Source organism: Actinomadura sp. CNU-125, assembly GCF_001942465.1.
Classification (GTDB): Bacteria; Actinomycetota; Actinomycetes; order Streptosporangiales; family Streptosporangiaceae; genus Spirillospora.
Genome location: NZ_MKJY01000058.1, coordinates 1 through 20,969, shown reverse-complemented (window position 1 = coordinate 20,969; position 20,969 = coordinate 1). Strand labels below are relative to the sequence as shown.

Here is a 20,969-nt window from a genome sequence, read left to right as displayed (position 1 = left end):
CAGCCTCCTGACGCTTCCCCAAACCCACCAGCACCATCCCCGGCTACAAGGTGTTGCGACGACCAGTTGAATCCGCCCAGTTCACCTCGTGGACCTACACCGAACGCGCCCGCCGCGCCGGACTGCTGCCCTCCCTGGGCACCATCGGCGACCCCTACGACAACGCCGTGGCCGAGGCGTTCTGGGCACGCATGCAGGCCGAACTTCTCGACCGCCAACGCTGGCGAACCCGCGTCGAACTCGCCAACGCGATCTTCGAGTACATCGAAGGGTTCTACAACCGCCACCGACGCCACTCCGCCCTGGACTACCTGAGCCCGATACAGTTCGAGGCCACCCACCCGTCGAGCCCGTTCTCCTCACCCCCGAGTCCGTGAAACCGGGGCAATATCAAGGTGTCCATGCTCCGGGGGGAAGCTCAGCCTGCCTTCTCTACCTGCTGGGCGAGCTCATCGAGGTCACCGCCAAGCTGGCCGAGCGGCGCCTGGACCGGCGCCGGATCGTGGAAAAGTTGATCACGGTTTCGTGCCGGGTGGCTGCTGCGGCGAACCCGTACTGGACGGCGAAGCCGCACTCATCACAGCGCTGCGCGACGCCGAAGCGAAGCGACAGGCCCGACCCGCCTCGTGCCCGGACTGCGAGCAGACCGACGAGGGACCGTGCGGCCGGACACCGTCGCCAAGACCTTCAACGACCTCGGACACCTTCTCAGCGGCCCGAGCTACCGCACCCGCCGACCGTAGAGACCGACCGTCACCGCGCCATAGCGACAGAGTCGTTAACACTCCACTGGACAGACCCGACCCCGGAGCCGCTGCGCCCCGGGCGACGACTACTCAACGTGATCACTGGCCGGGATGCCAACCGCGAATAGGCGTCACTGGATTACGCGAGCTCACCAGTATCCCCCCGGCTGTGGAGAGTCTTCCCGGCCATGACAGGACGTCCAGATGTAAGAACAAAGTATTGACTGACGTTCCCCGCCGGGCTACAAATGTGCTCCAGACCACATTCAGATGACGAGCAGATGAACGACCGGTGTCCACAATCGGTCTGCCGAGTGAACTCGTCATCCCGATCGGACATGCCATTTGGAGGCACAGATGCGGGTCGGACTGTTGGGCGCGGGGCGGATCGGGGCATGGCACGCCCGGTTTCTGGGCGGGCACCCCCTGGTGGACGACCTGCTCATCGGTGACGCGGACCGGCGTCGCGCGGAGAGGCTGGCCGGGCCGCTGGGCGCCCGCGTCGAACGCGCCGGACGCGTGCTCGGCGCCGGCTTGGACGCCGTCGTGATCGCCACCCCCACGCCCACGCACGCCGCACTGCTGGTGCGCGCCTGCGACGCGGGCGTCCCCGCGTTCTGTGAAAAGCCGGTGGCTCCCGACCTGCGTACAACGCTGGAAGTCCGCGACCGGGCCGCCAAGACGGGCGTTCCGGTGCACATCGGCTTCCAGCGTCGCTTCGACGCCGGCTACACGGCGGCCCGGCGGGCCGTCCTGGACGGACGGCTCGGCGACCTGCACCGCGTACACCTCGTCACCGCGGACCCGGCGCCGCCGACCGCCGAGTACGTGCGCACGTCCGGCGGGATCTTCCGCGACTGTCACATCCACGATTTCGACATCCTGCGCTGGGTCACTGGACGGGAGGTCGAGTCGGTGACCGCCGTCGGCGCCAACCGCGGCGCGGCCTACTTCACCGCGGCCGGCGACGTCGACACCAGTGCGGCGATCCTGGTCATGGACGACGGGACCGTTGCGACGCTCCAGGGCTCCCGCTACAACGGCGCCGGATACGACGTGCGGATGGAACTGGCGGGCAGCGCCGGCACCTGGGTGGTGGGGCTGGACGAGCGGGCGGCGGTCCGATCGGCGGAGCCGGGGGTCGACTGGCCGCCCGGGGAGGCGTGGGCGGATTTCTGGGAGCGCTTCGAGCCTGCCTACGCGAGCGAGATTGGAACGTTCCTAGAAGTGGCCAGAGGGGCCATGACCAGCCCGTGCACGGTGGACGAGGCGCTCGCGGCGTTCCTCATCGCCGAGGCCGCCGCGCTGTCGCAATGCGAGAGCCGCCGCGTTCGGCTCGCGGAGCTCCGATGATCTGGGCGCTGGCGTTCGCCGCGGTCGCGCTGGCCTTCGTATGGGTCACCGGCGTCAACGACGGCGCGGCCCTGCTCGGGATGAGCGGGCGCTATCCCCGCTCGTCCGGACCGCTGTTCCTCGCGCTGCTGCTGGTGCCGCTCGTCCTCGTCCCGCAACTCTCGGGCGGGGCGGTGGCACGGACGTTCACGGAGGGGTTGACCGACCTTGGCGACCGCCGCGGCGCGTTCGCGTTCCTGCTCGGCGTCGCGGTCGCGCTGGTGCTCGTCGCCGTCCTGTCCCGACGAGGGCTTCCGACGAGCCTGACCCTCGCGATCGTCGGCGGTATCGGCGGGGCCGGGCTCGGCATGGGGATGGACGTCGCATGGGCCGGGCTCGCCCTGGTCCTGGTGGTCGGAGCGGCGGCGCCCCTGCTCGGGATGTCCATCGGGTACGCGCTGGGAGTCGTCTCGCGGCGCGTGCCGTCCTTCGCCGCGATGTCCGGTGCCATGCGGGTCGCGCACATCCTCGCCTACGGCGCCCAGTGCGCCGCGTACGCTGCGAACGACGGGCAGAAGATGCTCGCCGTCGTCAGCGTGGCGCGGCAGGTCGTGTCGACCCGCCGGATCGGCGCCGTCGGCCCCGTGCAGCCCACCCCGATCCTGCTGATCGCCATCGCGCTCGTGTTCTGCGCGGGGGCGCTCAGCGCCGTGCACCGGGTCGGTGACCGGCTGGGACGCGGGCTGGTGCTGGCCCGGCCGATGCACGTGGTGTCGGCGGAGACTGCGGCCGCCTCGTCGGTCGCGGCCAGTTCGCTCGTGGGCGTGCCGGTCAGCATGACGCAGTCCGTCACGGCCGGGGTCGTGGGTGTCGCAGCCAGTGAGGGCGCCTCCCGGGTGCGCTGGCAGAACGTCCTCGGTATCGGTGCCGCCTGGCTGTTCACGCTGCCCCTCGCCTTCACCGCAGGCGCGCTCGGCGGGCTGACGGGCAGGGCGCTGTGAGCGCGGCGGTCCGGCCCGTCCGCCGGTTGCGGCGGGTCTGGGACGACTTGCGCGGCCGCTCCGGTGACCGGGTGATCGGGCAGGTCGCCCTGCAGGTCCGCGCCGCCCGCGACGGCGCCGAACTGGCCCGGGAGATGGCTGCCGGGCGGACGCCGTCCGATGCGGCCCGCGCCCGGATGACCGACATCGAGCACGCCGGGGACGCCGAGCGGGCGTCGCTCGCCGCAATGCTGGACGGCGTCCTCGCCATCCCTATCGACCGGGAGGACCTCTACCGGCTCTCCCGCTCCGTCGACGACGTCCTGGACAATCTCCGCGACTTCGTCCGCGAGGCCGACCTGTTCGGACCGCCCGAGCTCGGCTTCGCGATCCCGCCGCTGGACGCGGTACTGGAGGGGCTGACTGCCCTCGACACCGCCGTCCGCATGGTCTTGGCCGAGCCCGCGGCGGTCACCATCGCTTCGCTCGCCGCGCGCAAGGCCGGCAACCGCGTCCGGGAGACGCGGCAGGCGGCCCTGACCGAACTGTTCGACGGGCCGCTCGATGTCGACATGCTACGCAGGCGGGAACTCCTCGACCGCCTGGATGCGGTGGGGCGGCGTCTCGGGGAGGCCGCCGACGCGCTCTCGGACGCAATGCTCAAACGCAGCCACTGACCCTCCTTCCCCCTCCCCGCACGACCCACCTCGCACGTCCACCCAAGCCGCAGGTCGGGGGCCCGTCGGCAAAACAAGGAGAGAACCCATGATCCGCACCATGCAAAGGGGGCCCTTGGCCGGCGCCGTGGTGATCACCGCGCTCGCCACCGCGGCACTCGGCGCGTGCGCCCCGTCCAGCGGCGGCCGCGCCGGGTCGGGCGAGCCCCTGCCGTCCGTGACGGTGGAGGACGCCGCGTCCTTCGACCTCGACGCGCTCATCGCAGCCGCGAAGAAAGAGGGCTCCGTCCTCGCCTATGACGGCAGCGGCGACGTCAAGGACGTGGCCGAGGCCTTCGAGAAGAAGTATGGCATCAAGGCCGAGGGCGTGAAGTCCAAGTCCGCCGCGACCGCGGAGAAGATGACCAGGGAGGCGCAGGCCGAGAACGTCACGATCGATGTCGCCCTGTTCGAAGACGGCCCGATGCTCGTCTCGCAGCTGCTCCCTCAGAAGATCGTCAAGACCTGGATCCCGCCGGACCTGGCCGAGAACATCGAGGAGCAGAACCGCAACCCGCTGGTGATGATCTCCAAGGGGTACGTGTTCCTCTACAACCCGAAGCTCAGCCCGGACGGCTGCCCGGTGAAGAACATCTGGGAGCTCACCGACCCCGAGTGGAAGGGGAGGGTGATGATGCAGGACCCCATGGGCAAGGGGATCTTCATCCAGTGGTTCACCCAGATGTCGGAGCGGGGCTCCGACACCCTCGCCGCCGCCTACGACAAGCTCGGGAAGGGCAAGCTCGAGACCGAGGAGAAGGACGCCGCCCACGAGTGGGTGAAGCTGCTGGCGAAGAACGACCCGGTGCTCACCGGGGAGGACGAGGATGTCGCCGCCGGGGTGTCGGCCCCCAACCAGAGCCAGGTGAAGATCGGCCTGCTGTCGACCGCGAAGTTCCGAAACATCGACCAGAAGAACTACGACATGCGGGTCTGCGAGGGCCTCGTCCCATGGTCGGGGTTCATGTACCCGAAGTACGCCGTGATCGCGACCGGCTCCGAGCACCCGAACGCCGCCAAGCTCTTCGTCCACTTCGTGATGACGGAGGAGGGCTTCGGCCTGGAGTCCGGAAGCGGCGGGGTGTCGGGGAACAAGACGGTCGGGCAGAGCCCGAACACCCCTCCGGGGCTGACCGACTGGCCGAAGGAGCTGTACCAATTCTCTCCTGAGTCGCTGATCGCCGACTTCCGCGCCCGCCAGGGGATGAAGGACTTCTGGCACATCAACCACTCCTGAGGCCGAAGCCGGGCGGAGGCTCGACCCAGGCCCCTGGAGGGTGCTGGGCCGTCCCCGGATCCGACACAGCCCGTCCCGGCGGGTCATGGCAGTGACCCGCCGGATGCACCATCCCTGGAGGAATGTCCATGGCGGTCGACGCCCCCGCACGGCCGACGTCACGTCGCCGGCGCGTGCTCTATCGGACACGCGTGCTTCTGCGTGACCCCACCGTGCTGCTCGGCATCGTGCTGAGCGCCATTTTGCTGTACGTCGTCATCGCCCCGCTCGTCTCGGTCGTCTCGGACGCCGGCCGCGTCCAGTACGGCGACGACGTCCGCACCGGGGAGGAGTCCGGTTCGTGGACGAGCTACTACTTGTGGCGGGTGTTCCGCTCGCCCGTCAGCCGCCTGCTGTTCTGGGAACCGCTGCTGCACACCCTCACGATCGCGCTCGGCGTCATCGCGTTCGCCCTCGTCGTCGGCGGATCGATGGCCTGGCTGGTCACACGCACCAACGTTCCCGGCCGCAAGTTCCTGGCCGGCGCACTGGTCGTTCCGTACATGCTGCCCTCCTGGACGTTCGCGCTGGCGTGGCTGACGCTGTTCAAGAACGAGCGTTCCGGCGGCCAGGTCGGCTACCTGCAGGGCGCCGGCATCCACACCCCCGACTGGCTCGCCTACGGCCCGTTCCCGATCATCGTGACGCTCGGGCTGCACTACTACCCGTTCGTCCTACTGCTGTTCGGCAACGCGCTGCGCCGCATCGACTCGCAGTTGGAGGACTCGGCCCGGATCCTCGGTGCCGGCGGCCGGACCGTCCTGCGCCGCATCACACTGCCGCTGATGCTGCCCGCCCTGTCGTCGGCGGTGCTGCTCGTCCTCGGCCGTGTTCTCGGCACGTTCGGCACTCCGTACATCCTCGGCCTCCCCAGCGATTACAAGGTCCTTTCCACGGGCCTGTACCACGCCATCCGCGACCGCAGCACCGGCGTCGCCTCCACGCTCGCAGGCGTGATCGTCCTGATCGGCGTGCTCGTCGTCATCATCGACACCCGGCTCGTCCGAGAGCAGCGCCGGTTCGTCACCGTCGGCGGCAAGGGCGCCATGGACCGCCGCAGCGACCTGCGACGCTGGCGCTGGCCCGCCTGCGGGCTGGGCATGACGGTGTTCGCCGTGAGCGTCCTAGCCCCCCTGCTGACGCTGCTGCTGTCCACCGTCACCGAGACGCCCGGGGTGTTCAAGGCCGACAACTTCACACTCGAATACTGGTTCGGCGCCGAGATCGAGGGCGCAGTGGGCTTCCCGCACGGCGTGCTGCGCGGTACCCAGTTGTGGGAGGCGGCCTGGAACAGCCTGCGGATCGTCGGGCTTGCCGCGCTCATCTGCGGATTCCTCGGGCTCCTCGTCGGATACGTGGTCGTACGAGGGGAGGGAAGCCGGGTCTCGGCGTTCCTGCGGCAGGTGTCGTTCTTGCCGTACCTGGTACCCGGCATCGCCTTCGCCGCTGCCTCCCTGTCGCTGTTCGCCGTGCAGCGCGGCCCCGTCCCGGCCCTCTACGGGACGATCACACTGCTCGTCCTGGTGATGGTGGTGACCCACCTGCCGTACTCGTCCCGGTCGGGAATCTCGGCGATGATGCAGCTCGGCCGGGAACCGGAGGAGGCCGCGCAGATCAGCGGTGCCCGCTGGCCGACCCGGATGGTCCGGATCATCATCCCGATCCAGCGCGGCGCGCTGGTCACCGGGGTGGTGCTGCCGTTCGTCTCCGGGCTGAAGGAGCTGAGCATCGTCATCATGCTGACCACCGCCGGAACGCAGCTGCTGACCACACTGTCCATCGGGCTCGTGGAGTACGGCTACACCCAGCTCGCCAACGGGGTCGTGCTCATCATCGCCCTCATCTCGTTCACCATGACCTACCTGGCCCAGCGGCTCACCAAGAGCAGCCTGGCCTCAGGCATCGGAGGCTGACCATGCCGACCATCACCCTCAGCGGAGTGGTCAAGACCTATCCGGGCGGCGCCCGCCCGGCGGTGAGGGACCTCGACCTCACCATCCCGGACGGCTCGTTCACCTGTCTGCTCGGCCCCTCCGGCTGCGGCAAGACCACCACCCTGCGCATGATCGCCGGGCTGGAGCAGCCGACGCTGGGCGAGATCACGGTGGGCGACCGGGTCCTGGACTCGGTGGAACGCGCGGTCCACGTCCCGCCGGAGAAGCGCGACATGGGTCTCGTCTTCCAGAACTACGCGCTCTGGCCGCACCTCACCGTCCGCGGCAACACCGAGTTCGGGCTGCGGATGCGGAAGGTCCCGGCCGAGCGCCGGGCGGCCCGCGCGAAGGAGGCGCTGGAGAAGGTGCACGTCGCCGAGTGGATGGATCGGTACCCGTCGCAGCTGTCGGGTGGACAGCAGCAGCGCGTCGCCCTGGCCCGCATGCTCGCCGTCGACCCCGACGTGCTGCTGCTGGACGAGCCGCTGTCCAACCTGGACGCGCGGCTGCGCCTGGAAATGCGCACGGAACTGAAACGCATCCACGCGGAGACCGGCGCGACGGTCGTGTTCGTCACCCACGACCAGATGGAAGCCATGACGATGGCCACGCACATCGCCGTCATGTGCGACGGGGACCTGCAGCAGGTGGCGCCGCCGATGGACATGTACGAGCGGCCGGGCAACCGGTTCGTCGCCGAGTTCGTGGGGAGCCCGCCGATGAACATCGTGCCGGTCGGCGAGACCGAACCGGACGGCCTCGCCGGGGCACTGCGGCGGTATGCGGAAAAGCGCACCGACCTGGGCGAACCCGAGTCCGTCGGCGTCCGGCCCGAGGCCCTGAAGCTGGCGGGCTCGCGGGACGAGATTCCCGGCGGGGGATGGTCGGGCGAGGCGATCGTGGGCGCCGTCCTGCCGACCGGGGCGAGCTGGACCGTGCAGCTGCGCGTCCTGGACACCGACATGTGCGCCGTCACCCATGTGGACCCCGGCGCCGGGCCGGGCGACCGGCTGCACTGCTGGGCGCGGCCCGAAGACCTCCACGTGTTCGGGCGGGACGGTGCCCGGATCACCGCGTGGGACGACTCGGCCGCCCCCGCCCCGGAGGCCGCGTCGTGACCCCGTGGCTCCACCGCCCAGATGCCCTGCTGCTCGACTTCGGCGGCGTTCTGGTCGAAACGTCCTCGCGCCCCGGATGGTCGGCGGTGCTCGCCAAGGAGGTGCACGCGGCCCTCGCCCGCGCCGGCCGCCGCGATCTGGACGCCGCCGCCATCGAGACCGACATCAGGGCGGGTGCGGCGGCTGACAAATGTTGGAAGGACGCGATGTCCCGCCCGTACGCGCCGACCGAGATGACCCACGCCGGATTCTGGGGCGACTATGTGGCCGCCGACTGGCCCGCCTCCGCTCGCCGGTTCGTCGTTGCGCACGCCACTCCGCTCTGCAAGCGGATGGGGGAACTGCGCCAGGACCGCCGCGTCCGCCCGGGGATCCCTGAACTCCTGGACGCCGCCACCGCCCTCGGCATCCCCTGCGCTGTGGTCAGCAACGCACTGTCCGGTGCCGTTCACCGCGACCATACGGCGGCGACGGGCCTGGCGGACAAGTTGGCCCTGGAGGTCTACAGCGACGAGGTCGGCGTCCGCAAACCCAACCCGGAGATGATCTGGATCGCCGCTCGCGCCCTCGGCGTCGACCCCGGCGACACCTGGTACGTCGGCGACAACTTCGACCGGGACGTGGTGTGCGGGCACCGCGCGGGTGTCGGCGGCAACATCCTGATGATCGCCGGGGGGACCCACGACGTTCCCTACGAGGTCCGGTACCGCCCCGATGCCGTCGTCGACGACGGGCACGGCCTGTTGGAACTGCTCACCAGCGCCTTCGAAGGAGACGAATGAACACCAACGTGCCCGCATCGCGGGAACTCGCGGGGATCGCCGAACTCGCAGCGCGCACCACCGGCGACCGGCTGCGGGCGGTGTTCCGTTCGCGCCCCGCGACCGACCACAAGCGTGACTTCCACGACCCGGTCACCGAGCACGACCGAGCGGCGGAGGAGACCATCCGCGAGGTGCTCGCCGAGCGGGCCCCGGGCAGCGTCGTCGTGGGCGAGGAGGGAGGCACGGGCGGCGCGGAGGCGAACGCAGGCGGCGACCTTCGTTGGTTCGTCGACCCCATCGACGGGACGGCGAACTTCGCGGTCGGCCTGCCGTTCTTCTGCGTCTCGATCGCGGCCGTCGAGGGGGACGAGGTCGTGGCGGGCGTGGTCTACGACCCGATACGTGACGATATGTTCACCGCGTCCCTCAACGGTGCGACCTGTAACGGCGAGGTCATCCGCAGCCGCGGCGCGACCCGCGACGCGGGCGCCGTGCTCGCCACCTCCTACCCCGGCGCGCGGGGTCTGGCCGCCGGCGACCGGGACGAGATGTTGCGGCGCTTCGGGCTGATGGTGGACGCGTTCGCCACGGTGCGTCGGCCGGGAAGCGCCGCGCTCACCCTCGCGCACGTCGCCGCGGGGTGGACGGACGTCGCTTTCGGCCCGTCCATTAACGCGTGGGACGTTGCCGCGGCCATGCTGCTCATCCGGCAGGCCGGGGGGATGTACCTGCCGCTCGGCGGGACGCCGGGCGGGCACGATTGGGACGCCCCCGGCTACCTCGCCTGCGTCGGCGGGTTCGACCTCGCCGGGTCGGTGCTGACCGAGGTCACGGACGTCGCAGCGGCCGGGAGCGCGACGTGAGCGCCGGCGCCACCGGCGTCCGCACCGTCGACTGGATCGTCACCGACCTGGACGGAACCCTCGTCGGCCGCGACCTGGAGATCGTCCAGTCGAGCGGCACCGCGCTGCGCCGGTTCATCGCCGCAGGCGGCACCGTCGTCATCGCCACCGGACGCGGTGAGGAGGCGGCGCTCCCGTACTACCGGGCGCTCGGCCTCACGACCCCGGCGATCCTCTACAACGGGGCGCGGATCGTGGACCTGGGCACGGGCGCCGTACTGCACAGGCGCTGCCTGAGCGTGGCCGCCTGGGCCAGGCTGACCATGCTGTTCGACGAACTGCCCGACGAGGTGGGGCCGGTGGTGTTCAGCCACGGCCGCGCCCACGCCGTGACCGCATCGCGCCCCGTGCAGGAGTACGCCCGGCGGGACGGGATCGTGCTCACCGAGATCGCCGCGTGGGGCGAGCTGCCGTTCGACGACATCGTCAAGGCGATGCTGATCTGCGGCCGCCCGGAGCTGATGGACCCGGTCGAGGAGATGGTGTCGGCCGGGGTCGGCGGCGTCACGCTCGTCCGGTCGGAGAGCACCTATCTCGAGGTGCTGCCGGAGGGCACGGGCAAAGGCGCGGCGCTGCGCGAGCTGGCCGCGGCCCGGGGCGTGTCCCTGAGCGATGTCGCGGCGATCGGTGACAACCCGAACGACCTGGACATGATCCGGGTCGCCGGTCTCGGAGCCGCAGTCGGTGACGGGGCCGATGCGGTCCGCGCCGCCGCCGATGTCGTGGTCGGCCCGTGCGCCGACGGCGCGGTCGCCGATCTCGTCGCCCGCGTCCTGCCGTAATCCTCACCGCCGCCGGCTGTGCACGCGGCGTCCATGGGCCGGACGCCGCACGCACCCGCCACCCGCCGGAGCGCGACGGTCTTCGGCTTCCACCGGACTCCGGGAGCACCGGGCCCGCGCGTCATCGCCGGACGGGGCCGGTGGTGGCGCGTTCGGTCAGCAGCGGTGGGACGGTGAGGCGCCGGGGCTTCGCCGGTGCCCTGTCGCGGACCCGTTCCAGGAGGGTGCCCATCGCCAGGCGGCCCAGTTCATGGGGTGGCGGCGCGACCGTGGTGACCTGAGCGGCCGCGGCCCCCGGCGGGTCGCCGTGCACGATCAGGGACACGTCTCCGGGCACGTCGCACCCGGCACGCAGCAGGGCTGTGAGCGCGGCGGTGCCGGTCGTGTCGCCGAGCACGAGCACGGCCGTCGACGGTCCGGGCGCGCGCCACAGCGCGTCCGGGCCGGTCAGAACCGGGTTCCCGACGGCGGCCTCGTAGGCGCGGCGAAGTGGGGATGGGCGGGAGCCAAGGTCCAGGCATGCGATGCGGCGGTGGCCGAGCGCCGCCAGGTGCGCAACCGCCCTGGCCGCCGCGGCCGCGTCGTCGCCGGTCACGCAGTCGATGCGCGCCGACCGCAGGGAACGCCCAAGCACGACCAGGGGGCGGTGGACGACGCGGTCGATCTCGCTGGCGCGCATCCTCGGCCCGACCAGCACGGCGCCGTCCAGCCGCAGGTCGAGAAGGTCGTCCACCGCCTGCCGCTCCATCGCCGGACGGCCGCGTCCCGTTGTCAGCAGCAGCCGGACGTCGTGCCGCGCGGCCTCTTCGGCGAGTCCGTCGTGGATCGCGGCGTTCACCGGCTCGTGCATGTCGGCCAGCAGCACACCCACGATCCCGATCTGACCCGCGGCGAGGCCCCGCGCCATGAGGTTGGGCCGGTAGCCGAGTTCGCGGGCGGCTTCGAGGACCGACTCCCGGCGTTCCCTGCCGACCTTGGAGGAACCGCGCATCACCAGGGACACGAGCGCGCGGGACACCCCGGCGCGGGCCGCAACGTCCTCCAGGGTCGGATCGTCCATGCGGTCTTCTCCAAGCATCGGCGTGCGGCGAACCGCCGTCACGAGCGCTCGTGAGCGCTCGCGACGGCGGATCGCCGCGGGGTGGTCGATGTCAGTCGCGCGGGTCCCAGTCGCCGGGGGTGACGTCCAGGTCGAGCGGGTCGGCGACATCCTCCCAGTCGACGAACTTGAAGTTGGTGTTCTCCCGGAGTTCGCCGTTCTCGTCCACGGCCTCGGGCGTGTTCTGGCCGTCGTGCACGACGAACAGGCCGTGGCGGAAGCCGCCGATGGGGGCGCTGGTCACCATGGCGCCGTCGGAATGCTCGGAACCGTCCGCGGTGTCGCCGGGGGTGACGCGGAAGCTGCCGAGGTACTCCTCCGGGTCCTCGCGGTCGTAAACGGCGAAGCTGTTGTCGCCCTGGCTGGAGGCGAGCAGGTAGCCCTTCCCGTTGTCCTTCCGGTAGATGGTGAGCCCCTCGGCGTCGGCCGTGAGGTGCTCACCGCCGGCGCCGGGGTCGGGGCCGCTGGGCACGCACTCATCGGTCAAGGGGTCGTAGGTAGCCGGCACGCCGAAGCTCTTGACCTTGTCGATGAGCCGCGGGGCACCGCCGTTCATCGGGATGCGCCAGATGCCGACGTCCTCCTGCGCCGCGTACAACGCCTCGTTCTCGGGGTCGGCGACCATGCCCTCGACCTGCGGACCCTCGCCAGGATCCCCGCACGGCGTCCAGGTGCCGCCGCCGGGCAGGTCGAACGACTGCGGGAGGTCGAGGGTGCGGACGCGCTGGTAGGTGATCGTGCCGGCCGCAGTGGCCACGAGGCGGACGAGTCCCAGCCGGGTGGTGTGCCGGCGGCTGAGGGCTACGTAGGAAGTGCCGCGTGAGCTGGTCCAGGACGTGAGCCCGTACGCCGTCGCCTGCTCATTGATTTCGTCCGGGGACGAGGAGAAGACGGGCGCCGCGTTCGCGTCGGTGACATCGGTGAGCGGAGCCCGGTGCCGCTCGGCCGCGTCCGGATCGATCACGTACGTGCGGACGGTGTCGCGGCCGCGATCGGAGACGACGGCGAGGTCCACCTTCCGGCCGTCCAGACGGAAGCCGTAGATCACGTCGACGTTGTTGAACCGGCCGGCCTCGTCGCCGGGGCGGGGCGCGAGCGGCGCGGCGATGCGCTGGATCTCGTTGCCGGCGGTGTCGTACACCGCGAGCCCGGCCTCCTTGAGGGTGGCGACGATCAGGTCGCCGTCGTGGTCGTCGGGATGGCTCCAGATGGCTGGGTCGTCGGCGTTGGCGTTTCCGCCCGCCTCGTCATCGAAGGCCGCGGGCGTCTCCACCCGGGCGTGGGCCTGGGCGACCTCGTCGCCGTCGGCGGTCGCGGTCGCGGGCGCGGCGGCCAGGACGGCGGCGGCGAGCGCCAGGGTGGTGGCGGCGGCCGTCAGACGGGATGCCCGGCGAACGCCCTCGGGGGTGGGTCTCGGTTGCATCAGGTCCTCCAGATGCGAGGTGCGGACGTCTGCACCGTAAGCATTAGAGCGCTCTAATTCAATAGAGCGCTCTAATACTGAGGTCTCACCGTCCGGTGAGGGCGACCGTCTCGCCGCGGAACTTGGAGGGACGCCTCCGCCGTGTCCGCGGCCCGGGCCGCGGACACGTTCCGTCTAGCGTTCGACGAGGGTGTGCTCAAAGGAGTAGCGGTCGGCGCGGTAGACGTGGCAGCCGTACTCGATCGCAGCGCCCTTGTCGTCGTAGGCGGTGCGGTTCATCGTCAGCAGGGGGACGCCCCGCCGCTCGTCCAGCAGCCGTGCCTCGGCCGCTGTCGCGCCGCGGGCCCCGATGGTCTGGTTGGCGATGCGCAGGTTGACGCCGACGGCGCGCAGCAGCTCGTAGAGACCGTGCTCGGCGAGATCGACCTCGGTCAGCGTGAGCAGACCGTGGGGCAGGTAGTTGGTGAGCAGGCCGAGCGGCTCATCGCCGGTGCAGCGGATCCGGCGCATCCGCATGACCTCGGCGCCGGGTGGGACGCCGAGCTCCTTGGCCACCCTCTCCTCGGCGGGGACCACGCCGAGTTCCAGGACGCGAGTGCGCGGCCCGCGTCCGGCCGCCGCCAGGTCGTCGTACAGGCTGGTGAGTTCGAGCGGGCGGCGTATCTCCGACTGCACCACCTGGGTGCCGACGCCGCGCTTGCGTACCAGCCGGCCCCGGTCCACGAGGTGCTGGATCGCCTGCCGGACGGTCGGGCGCGACAGCCCGCAGCGGTCGGCGAGCTCGACCTCGTTCTCCAGCCGGGCGCCTGGAGCCAGCTCACCGTCCCGGATGGCCGCCTCCAGTTGCTGAGCCAACTGGTAGTACAGCGGCACCGGACTGTTGCGATCCACGGTCACGCGCGGTCGATACACCCGTCGTTCTCCTCTCGTCCGGCACGATCGTACCCACTGTCACGATCTAACTTATTACCTCCTGATGTCCTAACAAACTATTGACATGCCTTGAAGCCTTCAGCAGACTCGGCGGGGCCGGATCCAGGCCTGGAACCGGGCGCGTCTCTGGGGAGATGGTGAGCCGATGATCGAAGATCGTGTCGCGGGAGCCCCGATCTCGTGGGGGGTATGCGAGGTGCCCGGCTGGGGGCATCAAATGGATTCCGGGCGGGTACTCGCGGAGATGCGTGACCTCGGACTGGTCGCCACGGAGTTCGGCCCGGACGGCTTCCTGCCGGCCGCGGCGGCCGAACGCGCCGCACTGCTGTCGAAGCACGGGCTGCGCTCGGTCGGCGGCTTCGCACCCGTCGTGTTGCACGACCCCGCGCGCGACCCACTGCCCGAAGTGCGGCGGATTCTGTCGGGCTTCGACGTGGAACGATCTAAACCGGGTCTCACGCTGGTGCTGGCGGCCGTCCACGGCTCTGCGGGCTACGACGAGCGGCCCCCATTGGACATTGCGGGCTGGACCGCCCTTCTCGCCAATCTCAACCGGATCGTCTCGCTCGCCGCCGACGCCGGCGTCCGGGCAGTGCTGCACCCGCACGTCGGGACGATGGTCGAACGGTCCGACGAAGTGCGGCGCGTCCTCGACGGGTCGGGCGTCCCACTGTGCCTGGACACCGGTCACCTGCTGATCGGCGGCACGGACCCGGGAGAGCTGGCGGCACGTGCTGCCGACCGGATCGTCCACGTCCACCTCAAGGACGTGGACGCTGCGGCCGCCGACGCCGTCCGGCACGGCCGGATCCCCTACACCGAGGCCGTTCGCGCCGGGATTTACCGGCCGCTCGGCGCAGGTGACATCGACATCGCCGGTATCGTCGGCGCCCTCGAAGGCGCTGGCTACGACGGCTGGTACGTCCTGGAGCAGGACGCCGTCATCGACCACGAGCCCGGTCCGGGGGAGGGCCCGATGGCGGACGTGCGCGCGAGCGTGGAGTTCCTCGCCGGGATCGGCTCATGACCGACGGGACGGCGTCCTTCGACGTCATCACGATGGGACGCGTCGGCGTCGACTTGTACCCTCACCAGTCCGGCGTCGCGCTGGATGAGGTCGAGTCGTTCGGCCGGTTCCTCGGCGGCAGCGCCACCAATGTCGCGGTCGCCGCCGCTAGGCATGGTCGCCGTACCGCCGTGATCACCCGCACCGGCGCCGACCCGTTCGGGCGATTCGTCCGCCGTGCCCTCGCAGAGTACGGCGTGGACGGCCGGTTCGTCGCCGAAGTCCCGGGCCTGCCCACACCCGTCACCTTCTGCGCGCTGTTCCCACCCGAGAATTTCCCACTATACTTCTACCGCTTCCCCAAGGCACCCGATCTGGAAATCCGCACCGACGATCTCGATCGTCCCGCGATCGAGGCGGCCCGGGTGCTGTGGGCGACGATGACCGGCCTGTGCGCCGAGCCGTCCAGGACCGCGACGCTCGCCGCACTGGGCGCCCGCCGGCGCTCGGACCTCACCATCCTCGACCTGGACCACCGGCCCGTGTTCTGGGAGTCCCCGCCGGAGGCACGGCGCTGGGCGCGCGAGGCGCTCACACACGCCACCGTCGCGGTCGGCAATGTCACCGAATGCGAGGTCGCCGTCGGTGAGAAAGACCCGTTGCGCGCCGCCCTTACGCTCCTCGACCACGGCGTCCGGCTCGCCATCGTCAAACGGGGCCCGGAGGGCGTGCTCGCCGTCGATGCCGAAGGGCGGATCGTCGAGGCGCCGCCGGTGCCGGTCGAGGTCGTCAACGGGCTCGGCGCGGGTGACGCGTTCGGCGGCGCCCTCTGCCACGGGCTGCTGTCCGGCTGGGACCTGCGTCCGTCATCGACTACGCCAACACCGCCGGTGCGATCGTCGCGTCCCGGCTGGCCTGTGCCGCGGCGATGCCGGCACCAGATGAGGTCGCCGCGCTGATGAACCGGACGGCCCCATGACCCCCAGCACGCGGGAGGCCCTGCCCGGCTCCCGGGCGCACCGCATCGCGGCGCTGGCGGACGCGCGGGCACTGCATCCCGAATCCATCGCCGCGACCGCCGCCCGCCGCGCCAGACGCGCGTCGCTGCTCGGTGCGGCCGGCCGGCTAATGCTCGTCGCGGCCGACCACCCGGCCCGCGGCGCCCTCGCCGCAGGCGGCGATCCGGTCGCCATGGGCGACCGGAGCGAACTGCTCGACCGGCTGTGCACCGCCCTGGATCGTCCCGGCGTGGACGGCGTGATGGCCACCCCCGACGTGCTCGAGGACCTGCTGCTCCTTGGTGTCCTCGAGGACAAGATCGTGGTCGGTTCGATGAACCGGGGCGGTCTCGCCGGCGTATCCTTCGAGATCGACGACCGTTTCACCGCCTACAGCGCCGACGCGATCGCGGCGGCCCGCCTTGACGGCGGCAAGATGCTCCTGCGTATCGTTGACGACGACCCGGCGACGGCACGTACCTTGGAAGGCTGCGCCCAAGCGGTGTCGGCACTCGCCGACTACGGACTGATGGCGATGGTCGAGCCGTTCATCGCCCGCTGGCTGGACGGCCGCGTCCGCAACGACCTCACCCCTGAGGCGATGATCCGCGCGATCTCGATCGCGTCCGGGCTCGGCAGCACCTCGGCGCACACCTGGCTGAAGGTCCCCGTCGTCCCGGACATGGCACGCGTCATGGCCGCCTCCACGCTGCCGACGCTGCTCCTCGGCGGCGAGGTCACCGAGGACCCGCGCGGCGCCCTGGACGGCTGGCGACGCGCCATGCGGCTCCCGACCGTCCGCGGCCTGGTCGCCGGCCGTTCTCTCCTCTACCCCTCGGACGGCGACGTCGCCGGAGCCGTCGACGCCGCAGTGGAGATCCTTTGAACGAGAAACTGCATCTGCCGGCCGGCACCGCCGGTGAGGGAGCATACGGGCTGGTTGTCACGCCCGACTCAGCCGGGTGGGCTCATTCGGCCCTGCGGATTCTGGAGTTGCCGGAGGGGGGCCCGCACGAATTCGAGACTGGCGGGTTCGAGACCATCGTGCTGCCGTTGACCGGATCGTGCACGGTCGAGTGCGACGGTGAGCGATTCGTTCTGCAGGGGCGGGACGGTGTCTTCAGCCGGGTCAGCGACTTCGCCTACGTGCCGCGCGACGCGCTGATCACGGTCCGGGGCCGCGGCCGCTTCGCGTTGGCCGGAGCCCGCTGCGAAGGACGGCGAGAGCCGCGCTACGGCCCGGCGAACGAGGTCCCGGTCGAGTTGCGGGGCGCGGGGCCGGCGAGCCGGCAGGTGAACAACTTCGGTACCCCTGGGGGGTTCCCTTTCGCGGAGAAGCTGATCGCGTGCGAGGTGCTGACACCGGGAGGCTGCTGGTCGTCCTTCCCACCGCACAAGCACGATGAGGACCGGCCGGAGGAATCGATGCTGGAGGAGATTTACTACTTCGAGGTCGCCGGCGAGTCCGGCATGGGCTACCAACGGGTTTACGGCGGCTCCGAAGTGCTGGCCGAGGTCCGGACGGGCGATGCCGTCCTGGTTCCGAGCGGTTGGCACGGGCCTTCGATGGCGGTGCCGGGCCACGACCTCTACTACCTGAACGTGATGGCGGGGCCGTCGCCGGAGCGGGCGTGGCGGATCTGCGACGACCCCGCGCACGCGTGGATCCGCGACACCTGGAACGGGCTGCCGGTCGATCCCCGGCTGCCGCTGACCTCGGCGGAGGGACGGTCATGAGGCTCACGGTGGGGCAGGCGCTGATCAGGTTCCTGGCCGCGCAGGACGTCGAACGCGATGGCGCACGGCGGCGGTTCTTCGCAGGCTGCTTCGGCATCTTCGGGCACGGCAACGTCGCCGGGATCGGGCAGGCCCTTCTCGAACACGCCGACGACCTCCCTTTCCACATGGCCCGCAACGAGCAGGCGATGGTGCACACCGCCGCCGGGTATGCCCGGATGAACGATCGGCTGGCCACCTTCGCCTGCACTACCTCCATCGGCCCCGGCGCCACCAACATGGTGACCGGTGCGGCGCTGGCCACCGTCAACCGGCTGCCGGTGCTGCTGCTGCCGGGCGACATCTTCGCCACTCGTCCGGCCGATCCGGTTCTGCAGGAGTTGGAGGACGCCCGGTCCTACGACATGTCGGTCAACGACTGCCTCAAACCGGTGTCGAAGTACTGGGACCGGATCAACCGCCCCGAGCAGCTGCCGAGCGCGCTGCTTGCGGCGATGCGGGTGCTTACCGATCCCGCCGAGACCGGCGCGGTGACGCTGGCGTTGCCGCAGGACGTACAGGCCGAGGCGTTCGACTGGCCGGAGGAGTTGTTCACCCGCCGGGTGTGGCACGTCGCGCGACCGGCGCCCGAACCGGCCATGCTGGAGCAGGCCGCCGTAATCGTGCGGGGTGCGGAGCGGCCGCTGATCGTGGCGGGCGGCGGAGTGATCTACGCGCACGCCACCGACGATCTACGCGTCTTCGCCGAGCGCACCGGAATCCCGGTCGCTGAGACCCAGGCCGGCAAGGGCGCCCTGCCGTGGAATCACGAATGCTCGGTCGGCGCCCTCGGCGCGACCGGTACCACCGCCGCCAACACGCTCGCCCGTGCGGCCGACGTCGTCCTCGGGATCGGCACGCGTTACAGCGATTTCACCACCGCGTCCCACAGCCTGTTCGCCGACCCGGGCGTCCGCTTCGTCAACATCAACGTCGCGCGCCCCGACGCGGTCAAGCTCGGCGGCGTCCCGGTCGTCGCCGACGCCCGGGAGGCTGTCAGGACCCTGACCGGCATGCTCGACGGCTGGGCCGTGAAGGGCACATACCGGGCACGGACGAAGAACCTCATCCGCCGATGGAACTCCGTTGTCGACGGCGCGTTCGGAAACCGGCACGGGACGCCCTCGACCCAGGCGGAGGTCATCGGAATCGTCAACGAGGAGTCCGGGCCGCGGGACGTGGTGGTTTGTGCCGCAGGGTCCATGCCGGGGGACCTGCACAAGCTGTGGCGGGCCCGCGATCCCAAGGGCTACCACGTCGAGTACGGCTACTCCTGCATGGGCTACGAGATCGCCGGCGGACTCGGAGTCAAACTCGCCGCCCCCGACCGAGAAGTGTTCGTTCTCGTGGGAGACGGCTCTTACCTGATGATGGCGCAGGAGTTGACCACCGCCGTCGCCGAGGGCGTCAAACTGATCGTGGTCCTCGTCCAGAACCACGGTTACGCCTCGATTGGGAACCTTTCCGAGTCCGTCGGAGCGGCCCGATTCGGGACCCGGCACCGCGTCAGGACGGCCACGGGGCTCGACGGCGAGCCGATTCCCGTCGATCTCGCCGCGAACGCCGCCAGCCTCGGCGCCGACGTCATTCGCGCGGACGACGCCGAGGGATTCCGGAGCGCGCTTCGACAAGCGATCGCCTCGTTCCGCACGACGGTCGTCCACATTGAGACCGACCCGCTGATTCCCGCGCCCGGCAGTGACGCCTGGTGGGACGTCCCGGTCGCCGAAGCCTCGGCGCTGGAGGATACGCGGCAGGCCCGCGCCCGCTACGACCACGACAAGAAGTCCCAGCGCCGCTACCTGTGAGAGGAATCCAATGCGCTCAATTCGGCACCGGGATCGGCGGTGTCCGGATCGGCGGGAGCACCATGGCCGCCGTCCACGACCCGGCGACGGGACTGCGGACAGGCGAGATGGCCGTGGGCGCCACGCCGAGGACGCCTCGGCCGTAGCGGCGCGGGCCGTCGAATCGTGGCGGGAGACGTCGCTGACGTGGCGGCCCTGCCCGAGATCCAGGGCCGCCACTCCTTGACGACGTTGATGCCCGCGCGGCCCAGTGGCAGCAGGACCGAATCATGGCGGACGTAGGTGTGGAAGGCACCCGAGCCGTCGACGGGTTCGAGAGTGTCCAGCAGCCACGGCACCCAGCCGGCGAGTGTGGCCAGCCGCAGCTGGGCGACGCCGGTCCCGGTCCGCTCGGCCAGAGCCTCCAGCACCGGCCGGGGCGGGTCCCAGTCCAGGTCGTCTTCGTGGGCTTCCCGACCAGGGCCGAGGCCGGGCCGAGGTTATGGGACAGCAGCTGAGCGACCGTCAGCTGGTAGCGCGCGGCGATGCGGCAGAGTCAGGACGACAGCGCCTCGCCCGGGTTGCGGCGGCGGGTGGACCGGCCACCGGCGTGCGCGGCCACCGGTCACAGGCATTCGCGTTCGAACAGGCGCCGCCGCTCCGTTGGCCCGCCGTAGGTCGTCATCAGCAGGGTCCGCTGGTCGATCGACTCCTCGCCCGACTCGATCGCCACGACCGCGGCCTCGGTCAGCAGGTAGTCGGCCATCTCGGCGTCGAGATCGCCGAGGGGCGGAGCAGCGGGAACGCCGAAGCGAAGCTCGCCAGCAGCGACCGATCCTGGACCCCCACCTCGTTCACCACTGCTCGATCACCTCGAACGGAGTCGCGGTCACCGCCGGCTCGCAATCGGCGGGCGGCGGTTTGGCAGGCGCCGCGACAGCGCGGACCTTGCGGGTCGTGCCGCCGAGTCCTCGGTGATTTGCCGCATCTGCTCCACCATCGAAAAGAGCGCGTTCTCATCGACCTGATCGCGGCCCAGCTCCCGCAGCCGGGCCACGGCCGCGCGCTGCTCCCACAGGCTGATCGGCGGCCGCGACATGCTTCGGTAGGGCACCTTCAGGTTGCAGTTGCCGTCCGGATCCAGTGCTCAGATCCGGGAGATGTCGCGCGGGTCGCGCCGCAGCACGAACTTCCCAAGTTCCCTGCGGCGCGATCCACGGCTTGAGGCCGTCGCAGAAATACTGGACGTGATCGGGGTGAAGCCCGTCCTGCTCAGCACCCGCCGCTCCACCGGCAGGTGGTCGACTGTAAGCGGCCATCTGAGGTGCCACGGATCTTCCGGACAGGGCCCCAACTAGAGTTGGGGAGAACCGGAAGGGAAGGTCGTTGGCACGACA

The 20,969-nt window shown here is 70.7% G+C and carries 17 protein-coding genes and 3 pseudogenes; 15 read left to right on the top strand and 5 right to left on the bottom strand.

Annotated features, from left to right (window positions below):
* Positions 1-77: 77 nt before the first annotated feature.
* The 10 genes and pseudogenes from BJF79_RS08510 to BJF79_RS08465 all read left to right on the top strand — a co-directional run.
* Positions 78-377, top strand: a pseudogene (locus BJF79_RS08510) (transposase); the annotation flags it as partial.
* Positions 378-1,103: 726 nt separating this feature from the next.
* Positions 1,104-2,099 (top strand): Gfo/Idh/MocA family oxidoreductase, encoded by a 996-nt coding sequence (locus BJF79_RS08505; RefSeq protein ID WP_075896054.1) that lies wholly within the window; start codon positions 1,104-1,106, stop codon positions 2,097-2,099.
* The gene (locus BJF79_RS08500; RefSeq protein WP_075896052.1) at positions 2,096-3,079 is read left to right on the top strand and encodes an inorganic phosphate transporter; all 984 of its coding nucleotides are present in this window, start codon (positions 2,096-2,098) and stop codon (positions 3,077-3,079) included. The genes BJF79_RS08505 and BJF79_RS08500 overlap by 4 nt, the downstream gene beginning before the upstream one ends.
* Positions 3,076-3,735, top strand: coding sequence for a DUF47 domain-containing protein (locus BJF79_RS08495; RefSeq protein ID WP_075896050.1), 660 nt, complete (start codon positions 3,076-3,078; stop codon positions 3,733-3,735). Before BJF79_RS08500 ends, BJF79_RS08495 begins: the two co-directional genes overlap by 4 nt.
* A gap of 88 nt (positions 3,736-3,823) precedes the next feature.
* Positions 3,824-5,011, top strand: coding sequence for an ABC transporter substrate-binding protein (locus tag BJF79_RS08490; RefSeq protein WP_262401718.1), 1,188 nt, complete (start codon positions 3,824-3,826; stop codon positions 5,009-5,011).
* A 191-nt stretch (positions 5,012-5,202) separates the two neighbouring features.
* A complete protein-coding gene (locus tag BJF79_RS08485) occupies positions 5,203-6,963 on the top strand; it encodes an ABC transporter permease (RefSeq protein WP_262401717.1) in 1,761 nt (586 codons plus the stop codon).
* Positions 6,964-6,965: 2 nt separating this feature from the next.
* Entirely contained in the window at positions 6,966-8,102 is a 1,137-nt protein-coding gene (locus BJF79_RS08480) for an ABC transporter ATP-binding protein (protein ID WP_075896046.1), read from the top strand.
* Positions 8,099-8,884 carry an HAD family hydrolase gene (locus tag BJF79_RS08475; protein WP_075896058.1) on the top strand — a complete coding sequence of 262 codons (786 nt, stop codon included), beginning with the start codon at positions 8,099-8,101 and terminating at the stop codon, positions 8,882-8,884. Before BJF79_RS08480 ends, BJF79_RS08475 begins: the two co-directional genes overlap by 4 nt.
* The gene (locus BJF79_RS08470; protein WP_075896044.1) at positions 8,881-9,729 is read left to right on the top strand and encodes an inositol monophosphatase family protein; all 849 of its coding nucleotides are present in this window, start codon (positions 8,881-8,883) and stop codon (positions 9,727-9,729) included. Before BJF79_RS08475 ends, BJF79_RS08470 begins: the two co-directional genes overlap by 4 nt.
* Positions 9,726-10,550 carry a Cof-type HAD-IIB family hydrolase gene (locus BJF79_RS08465; RefSeq protein ID WP_075896042.1) on the top strand — a complete coding sequence of 275 codons (825 nt, stop codon included), beginning with the start codon at positions 9,726-9,728 and terminating at the stop codon, positions 10,548-10,550. Before BJF79_RS08470 ends, BJF79_RS08465 begins: the two co-directional genes overlap by 4 nt.
* Before the next feature lie 121 nt (positions 10,551-10,671).
* Here the strand turns inward: BJF79_RS08465 and BJF79_RS08460 are convergent, their stop codons facing one another.
* The 3 genes from BJF79_RS08460 to BJF79_RS08450 form a co-directional block, all read right to left on the bottom strand.
* On the bottom strand, positions 10,672-11,610 hold the full coding sequence (locus BJF79_RS08460; RefSeq protein ID WP_075896040.1) for a LacI family DNA-binding transcriptional regulator: 939 nt from the start codon (positions 11,608-11,610) through the stop codon (positions 10,672-10,674).
* Between the two features lie 91 nt (positions 11,611-11,701).
* Entirely contained in the window at positions 11,702-13,072 is a 1,371-nt protein-coding gene (locus tag BJF79_RS08455; RefSeq protein WP_075896038.1) for a phytase, read from the bottom strand.
* 174 nt (positions 13,073-13,246) lie between these two features.
* Complete coding sequence (locus BJF79_RS08450) at positions 13,247-13,969, bottom strand: GntR family transcriptional regulator (protein WP_262401716.1); 723 nt, start codon at positions 13,967-13,969, stop codon at positions 13,247-13,249.
* 181 nt (positions 13,970-14,150) lie between these two features.
* Here BJF79_RS08450 and BJF79_RS08445 point away from each other — a divergent pair, with 181 nt between their 5' ends.
* From BJF79_RS08445 to iolD, 5 genes and pseudogenes are all read left to right on the top strand, one after another.
* Positions 14,151-15,032, top strand: a complete 882-nt coding sequence (locus BJF79_RS08445; RefSeq protein ID WP_075896034.1) for a TIM barrel protein — start codon at positions 14,151-14,153, stop codon at positions 15,030-15,032.
* Positions 15,029-15,990, top strand: a pseudogene (iolC, locus tag BJF79_RS08440) (5-dehydro-2-deoxygluconokinase). Before BJF79_RS08445 ends, iolC begins: the two are co-directional and overlap by 4 nt.
* The gene (locus BJF79_RS08435; protein WP_075896032.1) at positions 15,987-16,895 is read left to right on the top strand and encodes an aldolase; all 909 of its coding nucleotides are present in this window, start codon (positions 15,987-15,989) and stop codon (positions 16,893-16,895) included. The pseudogene iolC and the gene BJF79_RS08435 overlap by 4 nt, the downstream one beginning before the upstream one ends.
* Positions 16,892-17,746: a 5-deoxy-glucuronate isomerase gene (gene iolB / locus BJF79_RS08430; RefSeq protein ID WP_143219790.1), complete on the top strand. Its 855-nt coding sequence runs from the start codon at positions 16,892-16,894 to the stop codon at positions 17,744-17,746. The genes BJF79_RS08435 and iolB overlap by 4 nt, the downstream gene beginning before the upstream one ends.
* On the top strand, positions 17,743-19,593 hold the full coding sequence (iolD, locus tag BJF79_RS08425; RefSeq protein WP_075896030.1) for a 3D-(3,5/4)-trihydroxycyclohexane-1,2-dione acylhydrolase (decyclizing): 1,851 nt from the start codon (positions 17,743-17,745) through the stop codon (positions 19,591-19,593). Before iolB ends, iolD begins: the two co-directional genes overlap by 4 nt.
* Before the next feature lie 604 nt (positions 19,594-20,197).
* On the opposite strand, the pseudogene BJF79_RS50660 reads toward iolD, so the two are convergent.
* Together BJF79_RS50660 and BJF79_RS57100 are read right to left on the bottom strand one after the other, a co-directional pair.
* Positions 20,198-20,403: pseudogene (locus BJF79_RS50660) on the bottom strand (transposase); the annotation flags it as partial.
* Between the two features lie 58 nt (positions 20,404-20,461).
* A complete protein-coding gene (locus BJF79_RS57100; protein WP_075896026.1) occupies positions 20,462-20,671 on the bottom strand; it encodes a hypothetical protein in 210 nt (69 codons plus the stop codon).
* Positions 20,672-20,969: the final 298 nt, after the last annotated feature.